Source organism: Rhodoferax sp. TH121, assembly GCF_002251855.1.
In the GTDB taxonomy this organism is placed as follows: Bacteria; Pseudomonadota; Gammaproteobacteria; order Burkholderiales; family Burkholderiaceae_C; genus Allorhodoferax.
In genome coordinates, this window is sequence record NZ_NOXW01000022.1 from 226,163 (window position 1) to 243,407 (window position 17,245).

13 protein-coding genes are annotated in these 17,245 nt (G+C 64.3%); 10 read left to right on the forward strand and 3 right to left on the reverse strand.

What is annotated here, in order from left to right; translation table 11 throughout:
* Entirely contained in the window at window positions 1-1,062 is a 1,062-nt protein-coding gene (locus CHU94_RS15420) for an L-threonylcarbamoyladenylate synthase (protein WP_094481502.1), read from the forward strand.
* Window positions 1,063-1,071: 9 nt separating this feature from the next.
* Here CHU94_RS15420 and dacB read toward each other — a convergent pair whose 3' ends face one another.
* Window positions 1,072-2,529 (reverse strand): D-alanyl-D-alanine carboxypeptidase/D-alanyl-D-alanine-endopeptidase, encoded by a 1,458-nt coding sequence (dacB, locus tag CHU94_RS15425; protein ID WP_094482773.1) that lies wholly within the window; start codon window positions 2,527-2,529, stop codon window positions 1,072-1,074.
* Between the two features lie 152 nt (window positions 2,530-2,681).
* Here dacB and tsaB point away from each other — a divergent pair, with 152 nt between their 5' ends.
* From tsaB to CHU94_RS15455, 6 genes are all read left to right on the forward strand, one after another.
* A complete protein-coding gene (tsaB, locus tag CHU94_RS15430; protein WP_094481504.1) occupies window positions 2,682-3,416 on the forward strand; it encodes a tRNA (adenosine(37)-N6)-threonylcarbamoyltransferase complex dimerization subunit type 1 TsaB in 735 nt (244 codons plus the stop codon).
* 10 nt (window positions 3,417-3,426) lie between these two features.
* The gene (rimI, locus tag CHU94_RS15435) at window positions 3,427-3,900 is read left to right on the forward strand and encodes a ribosomal protein S18-alanine N-acetyltransferase (RefSeq protein WP_094481506.1); all 474 of its coding nucleotides are present in this window, start codon (window positions 3,427-3,429) and stop codon (window positions 3,898-3,900) included.
* A gap of 16 nt (window positions 3,901-3,916) precedes the next feature.
* Window positions 3,917-4,765 carry a uracil-DNA glycosylase gene (locus tag CHU94_RS15440; RefSeq protein ID WP_094481508.1) on the forward strand — a complete coding sequence of 283 codons (849 nt, stop codon included), beginning with the start codon at window positions 3,917-3,919 and terminating at the stop codon, window positions 4,763-4,765.
* 5 nt (window positions 4,766-4,770) lie between these two features.
* Entirely contained in the window at window positions 4,771-5,610 is an 840-nt protein-coding gene (gene pyrF / locus CHU94_RS15445) for an orotidine-5'-phosphate decarboxylase (RefSeq protein ID WP_094481510.1), read from the forward strand.
* Between the two features lie 112 nt (window positions 5,611-5,722).
* Complete coding sequence (locus CHU94_RS15450) at window positions 5,723-7,519, forward strand: DUF1800 family protein (RefSeq protein ID WP_094481512.1); 1,797 nt, start codon at window positions 5,723-5,725, stop codon at window positions 7,517-7,519.
* An 8-nt stretch (window positions 7,520-7,527) separates the two neighbouring features.
* Window positions 7,528-9,063, forward strand: coding sequence for a DUF1501 domain-containing protein (locus tag CHU94_RS15455; RefSeq protein ID WP_094481514.1), 1,536 nt, complete (start codon window positions 7,528-7,530; stop codon window positions 9,061-9,063).
* Window positions 9,064-9,129: 66 nt separating this feature from the next.
* On the opposite strand, the gene CHU94_RS15460 is transcribed toward CHU94_RS15455, so the two are convergent.
* Window positions 9,130-9,504 (reverse strand): DUF779 domain-containing protein, encoded by a 375-nt coding sequence (locus CHU94_RS15460; RefSeq protein ID WP_094481516.1) that lies wholly within the window; start codon window positions 9,502-9,504, stop codon window positions 9,130-9,132.
* 286 nt (window positions 9,505-9,790) lie between these two features.
* Entirely contained in the window at window positions 9,791-11,314 is a 1,524-nt protein-coding gene (locus tag CHU94_RS15465) for an aldehyde dehydrogenase family protein (protein WP_094481518.1), read from the reverse strand.
* 298 nt (window positions 11,315-11,612) lie between these two features.
* On the opposite strand from CHU94_RS15465, the gene CHU94_RS15470 reads away from it, so the two are divergent.
* The 3 genes from CHU94_RS15470 to CHU94_RS15480 all read left to right on the forward strand — a co-directional run bounded on the left by CHU94_RS15470 (window position 11,613) and on the right by CHU94_RS15480 (window position 17,207).
* On the forward strand, window positions 11,613-13,553 hold the full coding sequence (locus CHU94_RS15470; RefSeq protein ID WP_094482775.1) for a sigma-54-dependent Fis family transcriptional regulator: 1,941 nt from the start codon (window positions 11,613-11,615) through the stop codon (window positions 13,551-13,553).
* Between the two features lie 199 nt (window positions 13,554-13,752).
* Window positions 13,753-15,453 carry an Hsp70 family protein gene (locus CHU94_RS15475; RefSeq protein ID WP_094481520.1) on the forward strand — a complete coding sequence of 567 codons (1,701 nt, stop codon included), beginning with the start codon at window positions 13,753-13,755 and terminating at the stop codon, window positions 15,451-15,453.
* Window positions 15,453-17,207 carry a J domain-containing protein gene (locus CHU94_RS15480; protein WP_094481522.1) on the forward strand — a complete coding sequence of 585 codons (1,755 nt, stop codon included), beginning with the start codon at window positions 15,453-15,455 and terminating at the stop codon, window positions 17,205-17,207. Before CHU94_RS15475 ends, CHU94_RS15480 begins: the two co-directional genes overlap by 1 nt.
* The last annotated feature ends 38 nt before the right edge of the window (window positions 17,208-17,245 follow it).

Consider the following 17,245-nt stretch of genomic DNA (forward strand, 5'->3'; position numbering starts at 1 on the left):
ATGATCGTGTCCGCCTACCAGTTTGCCGACGGTGTGGAGCTTGCTCCTGATTCGATAGCTGCTTGCGCAGATGCCGTGAGGGATGGGGGGCTGATTGGCTTGCCAACCGAGACTGTGTATGGCCTGGGTGCGGATGCCTCCGACCCGGTGGCTGTGGGCAAAATTTTTGCGGCCAAGGGCCGCCCGGCCGACCACCCGCTGATCGTGCATGTGGCTGCGTTTGACGGTGGCATGGGCGGGGTGGCGCACTACTGTGCGCGCGTGCCGGCCTTTGCGCAGCAGCTCATGGCCGCCTTCTGGCCGGGGCCGCTCACGCTGATCCTGCCGCGCCGCGACGGCGTGGGTGCGGCGGCCGCCGGTGGGCAGGACAGCATTGGCCTGCGTTGCCCGGCACATCCGGTGGCGCAGGCACTCTTGGCTGCGCTGCGCAAGCCCACCGACGGTGCGCGCGAGGTCTGGGGCGTTGCCGCGCCCAGCGCCAATAAGTTTGGCCGCGTGAGCCCGACCACGGCCGCGCATGTGCACGACGAGTTTGGCGACGAATTGCTGATCCTGGACGGTGGCCCCTGCGAGGTTGGTATCGAGTCCACCATCATCGACTGCACGCGCGGCGCTCCGGTGCTGCTGCGCCCCGGCGCCATCACCGCAGCCCAGGTGATCGATGCCTGTGGCCGCCAGTTGCTATCGAAAGAAGAGCTGGACGCGCAGAGTCAACCAGGGCCTCGGGCCTCTGGGACATTGGAGTCACACTACGCGCCCAGCGCCACCGTGCGCCTGATGGACGCCAAGGCGCTGCAGGCTGCATTGGACCTGCTGGCCAGCGCCCAGCCGCCGGACGCACGCCCCACCATTGCGCTCTACCACCGCAGCCCTCTGCACGTGCGCTCGCCCCTGGTGGCGGCCCACCGCATGCCCAGCCATGCCCAGCCTGCCGCACACGAGCTGTTTGCCAAGCTGCGCGAGATGGACGCGCAGGGCGTTAAGCTGATCTGGGTGGAGGCCCCGCCCGATGCGCCCGAGTGGGACGGTGTGCGCGATCGCCTGACGCGCGCGGCGGCCTGACCCTCCGGTTTACTGGTCGCGTCCGGCCCATTCCACCAGCGCGTCGACCGCAGGGCGGGCCTCGTTGGCATTGGCGTGGTTGACGATGGCTACCAGCACATAGCGTTTGCCACTGGCCGCCAGCACGTAGCCTGCGCGTGCCACCACATTGCTCAGACTGCCGGTTTTCAGGTGTGCGCTGGTGCTGCCCTTGACACGGCGCAGCGTGCCGTCCACGCCAGAGATGGGCAGGGACGACATCAGCTCCGACATCACCGGCGACACATAGGCACTTTGCAGCATGCGGCCCAGAGCCTGCGCGGTGATGCGCTCCTGCCGTGACAGCCCCGAGCCGTTGTCCAGCACCGGGGGTTCTTCGTTGCCCAAGCGCTCGCGCCACCAGCGTTGCACCACGGCGCGGCTAGCGTCAAAGTTGCCGGGCGCCAAGTCCGGAGGAGCTGCGACTCCCGCGGGCGGCGGAACATAGGCGGCGCGGCCCAGGGTCAAAAACAGCTGTTGCGCCATCACGTTGTTGCTGAACTTGTTGATGTCCCGAATCACCTCGACCATGGGTACCGAGCTGCTCACAAACGCCGGTTTGCCGGCTGCCAGCGCGGCCGGCACGGTACCCAGGCGCACGCTGCCCTGCAGGCTGCCGCCCAGGCTCTCCCACAGGCCCAGCACAGCGCGCTGGGCATAGGTCTTGGGGTCGGCATAGGCCACCGGCCACAACTTCTCGCCACAGCTGGCCGGGTAGTTGCCGCCAAAGCGGATGCGCAGCGGGTCGGCAAAGTCGGCCTTGAGTGTTGCGCGGTAGTCGCCACAGTCCCCAGCACCCAGCGCCACGGTGGCGGGCAGGGCCACGCCAGCCAGCGGCGGGTCGTATTGCACTTGGGCCACCTGCGCCGCACGGTCGGGTGTGAACGTCATCACCACCGATTTGAAGTTGATCAGCAGCGCGTCCGGGGTGGCGTTGTAGGGGCGCAGCGGCTCCCCGTCAAACTGGGCGGGGTCCACCTCGGGCAGGTTGAAGGCGCTGCGGTCCAGCACGATGTCACCCGCAATTGTCTTGATTCCAAGGCCCTGCACGCGGCGCAGCAGCAGCCAAAGCCGCTCCAGCACCAGCTTGGGGTCCCCCTGGCCCTTGATGTAGAGGTTGCCTTGCAACACACCGTTGCGCACACTGCCCTCAGTGTAGACCGGCGTGGCCCACTGGTAGGCCGGGCCCAGCAGGTCCAATGCTGCGGTGGTGGTGACCAGCTTCATCACCGAGGCCGGGTTCATGGGCGTCTGCGCCCGGTGGGCCAGACGCGGGGTGGCCGCCGGGTTTTGTGCATCCACCACCAGAAAAGACACCGCGTCGCGCGGCACCTTGGCGCGGGCCAGGGCGGCGTCTACGTCGGGGGGGAGGGCTTGCGCGATGGCGGTGGTGCAGCTCAGCAGGCCGATGGCCAGGCTGTGCAGAAGGGTTCGGGTGGGCAGGAGCATGGCAGGATTATCCGGGTAACCCCGATAATCAGGGCTCGCCTCGTAGGCCGCCGTCTGCACATGCATGCGCAATTGCGGAAGGTCTTCGCTCCTAAATTGGGAGCTATTTACGCAGTATTGACGAGGGCTAGAGGCCCATTTCTCTTAAAAACATGAACCTGCTGGCCATTGATTCCGGAACCGAGCATCTGTCCATCGCGGTCTGCCGTGGTGCGGCGGTGTGGCAGTACGCCGGGGCGGGTGGTGCCCGCGCCTCCACCGACCTGATTGCTGGCGTGCTGGACCTGCTGGCCCAGGCCGAGCTGCCCATGGCATTGCTGGATGCGATGGCCTTTGGCTCCGGGCCAGGGTCGTTTACCGGCTTGCGCACCGCCTGCTCGGTGGTGCAGGGGCTGGCGTTTGGCGCCAACGTGCCGGTGTTGCCCATGGACTCGCTGCTGGCCGTGGCCGAGGACGCGCGCCAGTTGGCAGCGCCCGATACCGCCACCCTGCAAGTGTTGGCGCTGTTGGATGCACGCATGGACGAGGTGTACGCCGCGCACTATGCCTATGCCCACGGGCAGTGGCGCGTGTTGCAGCCCAGCGCGCTGGTGCGCCCCGAGCATGTGCAGCTGCCAGCGCCGGCTGCGGGCCTGGGCCCGCTGTTTGTGGCGGGCAATGTGTTTGCCGTGTATGCGGACCGCCTGCCTGCGGCCGTGCAGCAGGGCGGCACGGTGGTGCCGGCCCTGCCAACGGCCGCTGCCATGCTGCGCTTGGCGCCCGCCCTGTTGGCTGCGGGCCTGGCGATCGACGCGGCCCACGCCATGCCGAGCTACATCCGTGACAAGGTGGCCAAAACCACCGCCGAGCGCCTGGCTGAAAAAGCTGCGGCGGCATCTGCTGCCTGAGCCCCACGCCATGTCCTCCCTTCCACGCGCCCCCGAGGCTGTTTTTGAACCGCTGCTAGCCGACCGGCTGGACGAAGTCTTGCGCGTGGAACAGCGCGCCTACGCCCATCCCTGGAGTCACGCCAATTTTCTGGACGCGCTGCACAGCGGCTACCAGGCCCAGATGCTGGTGGCCGACGGTTATGTGCTGGGCTACTTTGTGGCCATGAAGGGCGTGGACGAAGTGCACCTGCTCAACATCACTGTGGCGCCGGAATTCCAGGGCCAGGGCTGGGCCCGCGTCATGCTGGACGCGCTCGCCGTGTGGGCGCGTGGCCAGGGCGTGCAGTGGCTGTGGCTGGAGGCGCGCGTGAGCAATGCGCGGGCCCTGCATGTGTACGAGCAGTACGGCTACCGCCGCGTGGGCCAGCGCAAAGCCTATTACCCTGCCGGCAACGGCCAGCGCGAAGACGCGGTGGTCATGAGCCTGCCCCTGTACCCTTGACGAGACCCGTTGTCCCATGGCCCTGACCCTTGACGAACGCCAACGCGCCATGCTGCTGGAGATGGGCGTGCGCGTCTGGTTGCCCGGCACCGTGTTTGAGACCGAGCCGCCTTCGGTGGCCGTGCAGGTTGCGGCGCCCGCGGTTGCCCAGCCGGCCCCTGCAGTGGCGCCCACGGCCCCAGCGGCCGTGCCCACGCCGGCCCCGGTGCGTGCGGTGCCGGTAGCCCGTGCGCCCGCCGTGACGGCCCGCACGGCAGGTACGCCGCTGGACCTGGGCACCCTGGACTGGGAGGCCCTGGCCGACACCGCCGCCAGCTGCCAGGCCTGTGGCTTGTGCGCCGGGCGCAAACACGCCACGCTGCAGCCGGCCCCCGGCCAGCGCGACTGGCTGGTGGTGGGCGACCCGCCCGAGGAAGACGAAGACCGCAGTGCCCAGGCCTTTGTGGAAAGCCCCGGCCTGCTGCTGGACAACATGCTCAAGGCTGTGGGTGCCAGCCGTAGTGGCACCGGTGCACAGGGCGCCTACGCCACCAATGTGGTGAAGTGCCGACCACCCCACGGGCAGATTCCGCAGGCGCCCGACCTGGCGCAGTGTGCCCAGTACCTGCAGCGTGAGATTGCGCTGGTGCAGCCCAAAGTCATCCTGGCTATGGGCCGCTTTGCCATCCAGACGCTACTTGCCGAACATGGCGCACTGGCCACCCAGCCGCTGGGCAAGCTGCGCGGCACGGTGTACCAGTACCAGGGCATCCCGGTCATCGTGACGTACCACCCCAAGCTGCTGCTGCGCAACAGCGCCGACAAGGCCAAGGCCTGGGCCGACTTGTGCCTGGCCATGGATGTAAAAGACGCCTCCGTAAAATAGCCCCCATGACTTTTCTAGACCAGCTGCGCACCGCCGAGCGCCAAAACGGTTCCTTGTTGTGCGTGGGCCTGGACCCTGAACCAAGCAAGTTCCCTACCCATCTCCAGGGCGATGCCAGCAAGATTTACGACTTCTGCGCAGCTATCGTCGATGCCACGGCTGACTTGGTGAACTCTTTCAAGCCGCAGATTGCCTACTTTGCCGCGCACCGTGCCGAAGACCAGCTTGAAAAACTGATGGCGCATATGCGCCGCACCGCGCCCCAGGTCCCCATCATCCTGGACGCCAAGCGTGGCGACATTGGCAGCACCGCCGAGCAGTACGCCAAGGAAGCCTTCGAGCGCTATGGCGCCGACGCGGTGACGCTCTCGCCCTTCATGGGGTTTGACTCGGTGGCCCCCTACCTGAAGTACCACGGCAAGGGCGCTTTCCTGTTGTGCCGCACCTCCAACCCCGGCGGCGATGACTTCCAGCCGCAGCCCCTGCGGGATGTGCCCGGCCAGCCACGCTTGTACGAGCACATTGCCACCCTGGCGCAGGGTCCCTGGAACCTGAACGGCCAGCTCGGGTTGGTGGTGGGCGCCACTTACCCGGCCGAGATTGAGCGCGTGCGCGCCCTTGCGCCCACGCTGCCGCTGCTGATTCCCGGGGTGGGGGCGCAGGGTGGGGACGCCACAGCCACGGTCAAGGCCGGTTGGAGGGCTGTCGACAGCCAAACCACGGGCCCGATCATCGTGAACTCTTCGCGCGCCATCCTCTACGCTTCCGCCGGTGCCGACTTTGCTGCGGCCGCCCGCCGGGAGGCGCTGCGTACGCGCGATCTGCTGCAAACTGCCACCCGCTAGGCATCGGACGACCGGCTGTCCCTGACAGCAGTAATTGTTTGTAAGGGCGCTGGGCAGCGCGTGGGGTGGGCGATAACCTTCGCGGCCTATCCACTCCACTTTGGAGATTCCCATGCGTGACACCGTGGACGAAGCCGAGCTCGCCACGCCCCCCCAAACCCGCAGTTCCCCGCAGGACTCTGCCGCCCTGACTGCTGTGGCTTTGGCCGCAGCGGCGGCCTTGGCGGCCTGCGGTGGTGGCGGTGGAGATGGCGGCGACACGACGGAGGCGCCCGTAGGCGGGCGCACCATTTCTTTGCGGGCTTTGCCTGCGGCCATTGCCCTGAGCGGTGCCAGCATCAGCGCGGAGCAGGCCTCGCGCTTTCTGCAGCAAGCCCAGTTTTCGGCCAGCGATGCCGACATCGCCCAGGTGCGCAACCAGGGCTATGCCGCTTGGATCGAAGGCCAGGTGGCCCTGAACTTTGGCACCCGTGGCTGGGACTGGCTCAACAGCCAAGGCTATGGGGACGCCAGCAACACCAACAACTATTACGACCAAAGCTACCCGGCCGACTACATGGTGTGGAACCAGTTGCTGGCCAGCAGCGACCCCATGCGCAAGCGCATTGGGCTGGCGCTCTCCGAGTTTTTTGTGGTGTCGCTGTCGGGCTTGGATTTCCGCTGGCGCAGCCACGCCATGGCGCACTACTGGGACACGCTGTGCGCCTACGCGTTTGGCAACTTCAGGGGGCTGCTGGAGGCCGTGACCCTGCATGTGGCGATGGGCTACTACCTCAATACCAAGGGCAACAAGAAAGAAAACAACTCTGGCCGCCAGCCCGATGAGAACTATGCCCGCGAGGTGATGCAGCTGTTCACCGTGGGCCTGCACCTGCTCAACCCCGATGGCACCCAGCAACTCGACGGCAACGGCAAGCCGCAAGACACCTACACCGCCAGCGACGTGAGCAATCTGGCGCGGGTGTTCACCGGCTACGACGTGGACATGAGCCAGAACGTGAACGTGACGGTGAATGGCAACACAGTGGGCAACACCGCATTTGCCCGCCTGCCCATGGTGCTGACGGCCAGCAACCATTCCACCTTGGCCGCCACTTTTCTGGGTACCACCATCCCGGCCAATACGCCGGGGGCAGCAGCGCTCAAGACGGCGCTCGACACGCTGTTTAACCACCAGAACACGGCACCCTTCTTCTGCAAGCAAATGATCCAGCGCCTGGTGACCAGCAACCCCAGCCCGGCCTACGTGGGGCGCGTAGCGGCTGTGTTTGCTGACAACGGGCAGGGCGTGCGCGGCGATCTTGCCTACGTGTTTGCCGCCATCCTTCTGGACGACGAGGCGCGCAATGCCACCGGCCTCAGCGCGCTGGAGTACGGCAAGTTGCGCGAGCCGATGTTGCGTTTGGCGCAATGGGGGCGCACCTTTGGGGTGGGCTCTGCCAGCGGAGCCTGGAAGATTGGGGACCTGAGCAACGCCGGGACCCAGCTCAGCCAAAGCCCCTTGCGCGCGCCCTCGGTGTTCAACTTCTTTCGCCCCGGTTATGTGCCGCCCAGCACCGCGCTGAGCAATGGTGTGGTAGCGCCGGAGTTCCAGTTGGTGACCGAAAGCAGCGTGGGGGGCTACCTCAACTACATGATGGGCGTCATCGACAACGGCTTCAACAGCCGCGACATCTACGCGGCCTATAGCACCGAGCTCACGCTGGTGCTTGACCCCGCCGCGCTGGTGCGCCGCCTCAACCTGCTGCTGTGCGCGGGCCAGCTCTCGGCCAGCACACAGACCGTCATCGTCAATGCTCTCTTGGGCGTCACTGTCAGTTCCAACAGCTCCGCCGCCCTCAAGCGTCAGCGCGTCTGTGCGGCAGTGCTGATGGTGATGGCCTGCCCCGAGTACCTGATCCAGAAGTAGAGGGCCCTATGTCCATGCTGCCACCCGAATTCCAGAGCCGACGTGCCTTTTTGCGCCGCAGCGGCCAGCTTGCGCTGAGCGGCACCGCGCTGCCTTTTGCGCTCAACCTGGCCGCCATTGGCGAGGCCGCCGCCTTCAACGCACCGGCCGGGGACTACAAGGCCCTGGTCTGCGTGTTTTTGTTTGGCGGCAATGACTACGCCAATACCGTCGTGGCCTACGACGACCCGAGCTACAACCAGTACAGCACCATCCGCGGTGGTGGCGCCGGGCAAACCGCTGGTGGCATTGCGCTGGCCAAGGCGGCGCTCACGCCCACGCGCCTGGTTCCTCTCACACCGCCGGTGGACACGCTGGGTGCCACGACCCGCGAGTACGCGCTGCACCCGGCCATGACCGGCTTGGCCAATCTGTTCAACACCGGCAAGGCGGCGGTGCAGCTCAATGTGGGGCCGCTGGTGGTGCCGCTCACGCGCGCCCAGTACAACAACAGCAACCGCACGCTCTACCCGCGCCCGCCGCAGCTGTTTTCGCACAACGACCAGCAGTCGCTGTGGCAGTCGTCCTCGCCCGAAGGTTCCAAAGTGGGCTGGGGCGGCAATATGGGGGATGTGGTGCTGCAAAACAGCCTCAACAGCAATTCGCTGTTCAGCTGCATGTCGGTGTCGGGCAACGCGGTCTTCCTCGCGGGGGACACGGCCTTGCAGTACCAGGTCAGCACCTCGGGCGCCATCAAAATCCGGCCTGCTACGGACACAACTGTCTACGGCTCGTCGTCGGTGCGCAGCACCATTGACAGCTTGATCCGCCAGTCCCGCACCCACAAGCTGGAGAACGAATACAACGTGGTGACGGCGCGGGCGCTGGCGGCTGAGGCCTCGGTGACGAATGCGCTGGCCTTGAGCCCGCCAGCCTTCGGAACCGCGCCCAATCTGCGCCCCTTCCAGGCCACTTTTGGCACGGATGCATTGTCGACCCAGCTGCAAATGGTGGCGCGCCTGATCAAGGGTCGCAATGTGCTGGGCGCGCGGCGCCAGGTGTTTTTTGTGTCCATGGGCGGCTTTGACCTGCACGACAACCTGGTCGCGCAGCAGGCCACCCTGATGGGCCGCCTGAGCACGGCCATGACGGCGTTTTATGAAGCAACCAACGAGATGGGCGTGGCCAACCAGGTGACGGCGTTCACTGCATCCGACTTTGGCCGCACCCTGGCCTCCAACGGCGATGGCTCGGACCACGGCTGGGGCAGTCACCACCTGGTGGTGGGTGGTGCGGTGAATGGACAGCGTTTCTACGGTGTGGCTCCGCCCATCAGCGTGAGCGATGCCAAGGACGCGGGCGGCAACTACCTGCCCGAGAACGCCTGGCATGTGGGCCAGGGCCGCTTGCTGCCACGCACCTCGGTCGACCAGTATGCGGCGACGCTGGCCAAGTGGTTTGGTGTGACGGACGCCGAGATGCCAGGCGTTTTGCCCAAGATCACGAACTTCGGCACGGCGGCCAGCCGGCCAGACTACCCGACCGATCTTGGGTTTATGCAATAAGTGCTATTGATTTAGTAGCTGTTAATGCATATTTCATAAGGGTTAGAGGCCTAAATGGTTTGATTTTCAGGCTGCGGGCTTGTCGATGCCCAGTTCGGCCAGTTCGGCATCGGTGAACACGCGGGAGCGGGTGTGGAAGGCCTTGCCCTCGGGCCCTTCGAGCGAGAAGGTGCCGCCGTGACCTTCGATCACGTCGATGATGAGTTGGGTGTGTTTCCAGTATTCGTACTGGGCTTTGCCGATGTAGAACGGACTGCCGCCGATGTCGCCCAAGTACACGTCACCGGCACCCATGGTGATTTCACCGGGCAGGTAGCAGTTGGCCGCGCTGTTGTCGCAGCAGCCTCCGCTTTGGTGGAACATCAATTCCGGGCCGTGTTTCGTTTTCAGGAAAGCCACCAGTTCCAGGGCGGCGGGGGTGGCTACTACTTTGTCGACCATGGTTTGTCTCCTTGTGGTCTGCGCAGGTGCTTGTTGTGCCGTTGCTTTGTTGGCGCTCGCAGCTTCGCAGACTGTGCGGGCAGCCGCCTCTTACTGAGGTACCAGAAATCGGTGTCTGCCCGCACAGTCTACGAAGCTGGTTCGTTGGCGCACCACTTTCCGCATACCAAAAGCCACGTGGATTCCCAAGGGGAGACCGCCGATTTCTGGTACTCCAGTATGAGGTGGTCGCCCCTTGGGGAGCCGCGTGGCGTCCCCTCCGACGAGAAGGGGCTCAATACACTGCTTAGAAGAACCCCAGCTTGTTCTCAGAGTAAGAAACCAGCAGGTTCTTCGTCTGCTGGTAGTGGTCCAGCATCATCTTGTGGGTCTCACGGCCGATGCCGGATTCCTTGTAGCCGCCAAACGCTGCGTGCGCAGGGTAGGCGTGGTAGCAGTTGGTCCACACACGGCCAGCTTTGATGGCGCGGCCCATGCGGTAGGCCACGTTGCCATTGCGGCTCCATACGCCAGCACCCAAACCGTACAGCGTGTCGTTGGCAATCGCCAGGGCTTCGGCTTCGTCCTTGAAGGTGGTCACAGCGAGCACAGGTCCGAAGATTTCTTCCTGGAAGATGCGCATCTTGTTGTGGCCCTTGAACAAGGTGGGCTGCACGTAGTAGCCGCCTTCCAGATCGCCGCCGAGGTGGGCTTGTCCGCCGCCGGCCAGCACTTGCGCGCCTTCCTGCTTGCCCAGGTCCAGGTAGCTCAGGATCTTGGTCAGCTGCTCTTTGGAGGCCTGCGCGCCCATCATGCTGTCGGTGTCCAGCGGGTTCATGTGCTTGATGGCGGCCACGCGCTTCAAGACGCGCTCCATGAACTTGTCATAGATGGATTCTTGAATCAGCGCGCGCGATGGGCAGGTGCAGACCTCGCCCTGGTTAAACGCGAACAGGACCAGGCCTTCGATGGCCTTGTCCAGGAATGCATCGTCCTTGTCCATGATGTCGGCGAAGAACACATTGGGGCTCTTGCCGCCCAGTTCCAGCGTGGCGGGAATCAGGTTGTTAGCGGCGGCCTGGGCGATTACGCGGCCGGTGGTGGTGGAGCCGGTGAAGGCGATCTTGGCGATGCGCTTGCTAGTGGCAAGCGGCATACCTGCTTCGCGGCCATAGCCGTTGACGATGTTGAGCACGCCGGGCGGCAGCAGGTCGGCAATCAGCTCGGCTAGGATGAGGATGGAGATGGGGGTGCTTTCGGCGGGCTTAAGCACCACACAGTTGCCGGCACCTAGCGCAGGCGCCAGTTTCCAGGCTGCCATCAGAATAGGGAAGTTCCACGGAATGATCTGCCCCACCACGCCCAGCGGCTCGTGGATGTGGTACGCCATGGTGTTCTCGTCAATCTCGCTGATGCCGCCTTCTTGTGCGCGCAGAGCACCTGCAAAGTAGCGGAAGTGGTCCACGGTGAGTGGGATGTCGGCGTTCAGTGTTTCGCGGATGGCTTTGCCGTTGTCCACCGTTTCGGCGTAGGCCAGCAACTCCAGGTTTTGCTCGATACGATCGGCAATTTTCAGCAGGATGTTGCTACGGGTGGCGGCGTCAGTCTTGCCCCATTTATCGGCCGCTGCGTGGGCAGCATCCAAGGCCAGTTCGATGTCTTCGGCCGTGGAGCGAGCTGCCTTGGTGTAGACCTTGCCACTGACCGGCGTGATCACATCAAAGTACTGGCCCTTGACCGGGGCGATCCACTTGCCCCCAATGAAGTTGTCGTATTGGGCTTTGTAGGAAATCTTGGCGCCTGCGGCGCCGGGTGCTGCGTAAATTGCCATGGTTGTCGTCCTCTTGTGGTTTGCTGCCTGCGTCGGGATGTCCGGCAGGTGCAGAGGTATCTCAAGACGCGTGCCATGTGGGCGCCGAAGGCAGGCCCTTGATTTCATTGGATTTGTTGCGCCGCAGCACCCTTGCGCAAGCTGTCCGCAAGCCAGGGCTGTCACGATTCTCCACAGTGACAGGTGTCACAAAATGGAACAGTTGGGCCTGCGCGGTGGTGTGTGCCATTGCCTCGCCCAACCAGCGCCCCCATACTGTGCCAAAGCGGGGCAACCACGACCCCGCGCAGGAGACAACGTGCGACAAACCTCCCCCGTGCTGGCCTTGCGACAGGCCCGCCAACAGCTGCTGGAAACCGGCCAATGCCCTGTGGGCGTGTTGGACGAACGCTTGGCCCGCTCTTGGCACCGCAGCCTGGCCGCAGGCCTGGCACCGACGGGCCGCGCTGCCACCGACCATGCAGGTAGCGCCAGTCTGCGCCAGGCGCTGGCCAATAGCCATGCCCTGCTGGCCCACTCGCGCCCGGTGATGGAATACGTGTTTGAGCAAGTGCGCCACAGCCAGAGCGTGGTGGTGCTGGCCGACCAGCACGGCATGCTCATGCACACGCTGGGCGATGTGAGTTTTGTCGGCAAGGCCGAGCGCGTGGCGCTGACCAGCGGTGCCTCCTGGCACGAAGCGCACCGTGGCACCAACGCTATTGGCACCGCGCTGGTGGAGCGCAGCGCGGTAGAGATCCATGGCGGCGAACATTTCCTGGAACGCAATGGTTTCCTGACCTGCGCAGCCTCGCCCATCCTGTCGGCCACGGGCGAACTCATGGGCGTGCTCGACATTTCTGGCGACCACCGCCATGGCCACGGCCACACCCTAGGCTTGGCCAGCACTGCGGCCCGCATGATCGAAAACCGGCTCATGCTAGCCACCTGCAAGCGCAACATTCGCCTGCACCTGCACGCTCAGCCCGAGGGCATTGGCAGCGTCGCTGAAGGCATCGTCGCGCTGTCGGACGATGGCTGGGTGGTGGGCGCCAACCGTGTAGGACTCGCGCTGCTGCGCTTGAATACCGGTGACATTGGCGCCACCCTGTTGGAGCGCGTGCTCGATGTGCGGATGGACGACTTGCTGTCTCGCCACAAGCGCCGCCCCCAGCAGGTGCAACAGCTGCGCCTGCACAACGGAGCGGTGCTGTTTGCGCACGTGCAGATGGACGCGTCCGCGCTGCAAGCAACCGGTCTGTCGTCACCAGCGCCTGCCCCTGCAAGTGATGCCCTGGCCGCACTGGACACGGGCGACGCCCGCTGGCGCAGCGCCGCCGACAAGGCACGCCGCGTGGTGGCCAAGCCCATTCCGGTGCTGATCCAGGGCGAGTCGGGCGTGGGCAAAGAGCTGTTTGCACGCGCCCTGCACGCCAGCGGCCCACGCCGTGCGGCACCGTTTGTGGCTATCAACTGCGGCGCGATTCCTGAGAGCCTGATCGAGTCCGAGCTGTTTGGCTACGTGGCTGGCGCCTTCACCGGCGCGCGCAAAGAGGGCAGCCTGGGCCGCCTGCGCGAGGCCGAGGGCGGTACGCTGTTTCTGGATGAGATTGGCGACATGCCGCTGCCGATGCAGACACGGCTGCTGCGCGTGCTGCAGGAGCGCACGGTGACGCCCGTGGGTGCGGGCAAGGCGGTGCCAGTGGACTTTGCGCTGGTCTGCGCTACGCACAGCAAGCTGGCCGAGGCGGCAGAGCGCGGCACGTTCCGCCAAGATCTGTACTACCGCATCAACGGCCTGACCGTCCAGCTGCCCGCGTTGCGCGAGCGCAGTGACTTTGCCGCGCTGACCGAGCGCTTGTTGGCGGACCTGAGCCCGGAGCGCGAGGTGCAACTGGCGCCCGAGCTGCTGGCGCGCCTGAGCACCCACGCCTGGCCCGGCAATCTGCGCCAATACGCCAGCGTGCTGCGCACCGCCTGTGCCATGCTGCTGGACGGCGAGGACACGCTGGACTGGGCGCACATGCCCGATGACCTGGTGGACGCGTTGCAGATGGGCGACGCCGTGAGGACGGTGCCCGTGGTGCCAGCTGTGGCCCAGGCCCCGCAAAGCCTGCAGGCGCTGGGCCACGCCGCCATCCAGCAGGCCCTGAAAGCTGCGCGCGGCAATGTGTCCCTGGCCGCACGTCAGCTCGGCATCAGCCGGCAGACGCTGTACCGCAAGCTGGGTGCTTCTGGGGTGAAAATTGCTATCAGATAAATAGCTATTGACGCATATTCCATAGGGTTGAAGGTCAATTCCATACATAAACTGGCCTATGGGGAAGCCTGAGGTCGGCGCGCCTTTATGATGGTTGCAGTTCAGCGCGCAGGCCCTTCTGGGAGGGAGGGGCTGCAGTTTTCGGCCCATCTGCGGCCTTTGAGGCGGCTTGCCGCCCGCATGCACCACAACAAGAGCTATGTACATCGGCATCGACCTTGGAACCACCAACAGCCTGGTAGCGGTTTTTCGCGACGGGCAGGCCCATTTGATCCCCAACGCCCACGGGCACGTTCTGACGCCCAGCGCAGTGAGCGTGGCCGACGATGGCACGCTGCTGGTGGGGCTGGCCGCCCGAGAGCGCCTGGCTAGCCACCCCCAGCAGACCGCAATGACTTTTAAGCGCTGGATGGGCACCGACAAGCTCACGCGCCTGGGCAGCAAGGATTACCGCGCCGAAGAGCTGTCGGCCATGGTGCTCAAGTCACTCAAGGCCGACGCCGAGGCCTACCTGGGCACCGAGGTGACAGAGGCGGTGGTGACGGTACCGGCCTATTTCAACGACGTGCAGCGCCGCGCCACCAAGCACGCGGCCGAGCTGGCTGGACTCAAGGTGGAACGCCTGCTGAACGAGCCCACCGCAGCCGGGCTGGCCTATGGCCTGCAAGAGCGGCAGGACCACAGCACCTTTCTGGTGTTTGACTTGGGCGGCGGCACCTTTGATGTGTCGGTGCTGGAGTACTTTGATGGCGTGGTGGAGGTGCGCTCCAGCGCGGGTGATACGCGTCTGGGCGGCGAAGACTTCGTGGCTGTGCTGGAGACTCTGTTCCTCGAGAAATGTGAGAACTTCTCCGAGCGCGACCGGGAGCAGATTCTCGCTTCCAAGGCGCTGTGGCGCGCGGCAGAGCAGGCCAAGCGCGACCTGACGGATGCCGACACGGTGGACATGCGTTTGCAGTGGAAGGACGCCGCCTTCACCCACACGGTGAGCCGTGCCGAATTTGAAGCCGCCAGCGACGAGCTGATCAAGCGCCTACGCCGCCCCATCGAGCGCGCGCTGAGCGATGCGCGCCTGGCACCCAACGAGTTGTCGGAGGTGGTGCTGGTGGGCGGTGCGTCCCGCATGCCGCTGGTGCGCCAGACGGTGACCAAACTCTTTCAGCGTTTGCCGCTGCGCACCATCAACCCCGACGAAACCATTGCGCGTGGCGCTGCCATTCAGGCTGCCCTGAAAGCGCGCGACGCAGCGCTGGAAGAGGTGGTGCTGACCGATGTCATGCCGTATTCGTTGGGGGTGATCATCAGCGAGTTCATCAATGGTCGGCGCTTCGGCGACCGCTTCTCGCCCATCATCGAGCGCAACACGCCAGTGCCCGTCTCACGTGTGCAGGGCTACAACACCATTAGCGACAACCAACGGCAAATCTTGTTTGACATCCGTCAGGGCGAATCGCCCATTGGCAGTGAAAACATGGCCTTGGGCGTGCTGGAAATCGATGTGCCGCCCAAGCCCGCTGGGCAGGTGAGCGTGAATGTGCGGATTTCTTACGATGCCAATGGCATGCTGGAAGTGGAGGTGAAGGACGAGCGCCAGCAGTTGATGGCTTCGACCATCATCCAGCCCGCCGGTGCCAGCATGGGGGCTGATGACATAGCCCAGGCGCTGGAACGCCTGCGCGTCCTCAAGCAGCACCCGCGCGACCAACAGGAAAACATCTACCTGCTGGAGCGCGCCAAGCGCCTGTACGAAGACCGCCTGGGCGAGCAGCGCCAGTGGCTGCAGCGCTGGATTGCGCAGTTTGAAATGTCGCTGGACACGCAGGATGCCAAGGAGGTGGCCCGCGCGCGCGACGAGTTCCGCGCGGCGCTGGACAATCTGGACAAAGGCTTTGTCTTCTGATGGCGCCTTGGGACACGCTGGGCATAGAACCCACCAACGATATCCGGGCCATCAAAAAGGCCTACTCCATCAAGCTCAAGACCACGCGTCCGGATGACGATGCGGCGGCCTACCAGCAGCTACGGGAGGCGTATGAGGCGGCGCAGCAATGGGCCCCGTTTATCGCCAGTTTGGAAGCGGAGGTGCTTGTCGAGGAACCAGCCGATCCCTTGCCCGAGGTGTTCCAGCCCGTGAAGGTGGATGTCTTGCCGGAGGTCGCTGACACTACGCCTCCCGCCGAGTCAGTCGCGCCTGCAGAGTCCGTTGCGCCAGTGATTTCCCCGGCGCCAATCCTGGACCCCGTGGCGTCTGCCGAGGAAGAGGCGTGGGTGCAGCCCCAGGGACCCACGGTGGAGCGCCTGGTGCAGACCTGTGCTGCCATCCTGGAGCAAGGGGGCGAGCGGCACTTGGTGCGCATGTGGCCCGGCCTGCAGCAGCAGATCGAAGACTTGCCGATTGCTGCGCACCAGGAGGCAAGCCGCAGCTTTGCTGCTTTTGCGGTGCAGCAAGATGTGCCGGTGGAGGTGTTGATTGCATTGACACGGTATTTCCAGTGGGGCTTGGACTACCGGGTGGATACTCAGCTGGGGCATGAACTGTCACTGGCACTGCAGTCAAGATTGCAGCAGGCGCATGTGTACGCGGCGCTGAACGGGCAGACCGACCCTGGCGATGCCTGGGCGTTGGCCTTGGCCAAGTTGTCCGACCAAGGGCGGATGGTGTGGCTGCGCCTGCTGGCCGTGTGTATGGACCACAGCACCCGGCAACGGGTTGCACAAACGTCGCCGCTGCGATTGCGTGCACTCGGCGCGTCCAAAAGCGCTGGCCACACTGCTGTGGTGGCAGCAGCATCAGGGGGAATTTGGCAGGCGTTGCTGTTTCTGGTGTTGTTCATCGTGGCAGCGCACGGACTCTTTGCGTTGTCAGGGTCATACATCAAACGTCAAGAGTGGCAATTCACTGGGGCTTGGGTCGCACTGTTGCTCGGAATTTATTCCTATCTTTACCGTGAAGTCCCCTATGTGGACTACTGGTGGCTACATCTGCGGCAAAAATTGCGTGCTAAGGGCTGGATTCTCGATGGTCTGGCCCTGGTGCCGTGGGCTGTAGCTGCGCTCCTGCCGCTTGTCGTGAGCCCAGAGAGTCTGGATTCGGTGGAAGTGCTAGTTCCCGTGTCGCTCGTTTACTTCGCGCTATGGCTGGTGGTGCCAACGGACGAGCAATCGTGGCGTAAGTTGTTCTTACCCACTTTCGTTTTGTTGCTGGTGGGTTTGTCAGGTTTTTTCCCCCAGTTGTCGCATGCCACGTTGCTTGGCATCGCGCTTGGATGGACTTTGGTTGCTCATGTTTTTCTGCGGCGATATTCCCCTGTGTTTGAGACGATCTACCAAGGTTTCGGAAAAATGGGTGTTTTGAAAGGGGTTTTGCGCGAACAGCCTTTACTCATTTTCGGCATCAAGTTCATTGGAGCTGCCTGGCTCCTGTATGTGTTGACGTGCTTGCCTGCTTTCCTGTTTCGGCTGTGCGCGCAGAGCGGTTTGTTGTTTGCGCAACTGGCCATGCTGGGTGGCGTTCTGTTCAGCGTTGCCCTTCACCCTACGTCGCCCGCATCGTGGTTGTTGGCAAGCACGTTGGCTGCTGTGTTTGCCATTCAGTCTATGCAGTGGGGCCTGCAAAAGTGCGCAGATTTTCTATTGTCCAAGCTAAAGAGCTGAGTAATTGCATCTGGAAGGTAGTGCAGTTCGCTACTAAA

Excerpts from the sequence above, each read along its gene's own strand:
- CHU94_RS15420 (WP_094481502.1), top strand. The coding sequence starts at position 1 with ATGATCGTGTCCGCCTACCAGTTTGCCGACGGTGTGGAGCTTGCTCCT.
- dacB (WP_094482773.1), bottom strand. The coding sequence starts at position 2,529 with ATGCTCCTGCCCACCCGAACCCTTCTGCACAGCCTGGCCATCGGCCTG.
- tsaB (WP_094481504.1), top strand. The coding sequence starts at position 2,682 with ATGAACCTGCTGGCCATTGATTCCGGAACCGAGCATCTGTCCATCGCG.
- rimI (WP_094481506.1), top strand. The coding sequence starts at position 3,427 with ATGTCCTCCCTTCCACGCGCCCCCGAGGCTGTTTTTGAACCGCTGCTA.
- CHU94_RS15440 (WP_094481508.1), top strand. The coding sequence starts at position 3,917 with ATGGCCCTGACCCTTGACGAACGCCAACGCGCCATGCTGCTGGAGATG.
- pyrF (WP_094481510.1), top strand. The coding sequence starts at position 4,771 with ATGACTTTTCTAGACCAGCTGCGCACCGCCGAGCGCCAAAACGGTTCC.
- CHU94_RS15450 (WP_094481512.1), top strand. The coding sequence starts at position 5,723 with ATGCGTGACACCGTGGACGAAGCCGAGCTCGCCACGCCCCCCCAAACC.
- CHU94_RS15455 (WP_094481514.1), top strand. The coding sequence starts at position 7,528 with ATGTCCATGCTGCCACCCGAATTCCAGAGCCGACGTGCCTTTTTGCGC.
- CHU94_RS15460 (WP_094481516.1), bottom strand. The coding sequence starts at position 9,504 with ATGGTCGACAAAGTAGTAGCCACCCCCGCCGCCCTGGAACTGGTGGCT.
- CHU94_RS15465 (WP_094481518.1), bottom strand. The coding sequence starts at position 11,314 with ATGGCAATTTACGCAGCACCCGGCGCCGCAGGCGCCAAGATTTCCTAC.
- CHU94_RS15475 (WP_094481520.1), top strand. The coding sequence starts at position 13,753 with ATGTACATCGGCATCGACCTTGGAACCACCAACAGCCTGGTAGCGGTT.
- CHU94_RS15480 (WP_094481522.1), top strand. The coding sequence starts at position 15,453 with ATGGCGCCTTGGGACACGCTGGGCATAGAACCCACCAACGATATCCGG.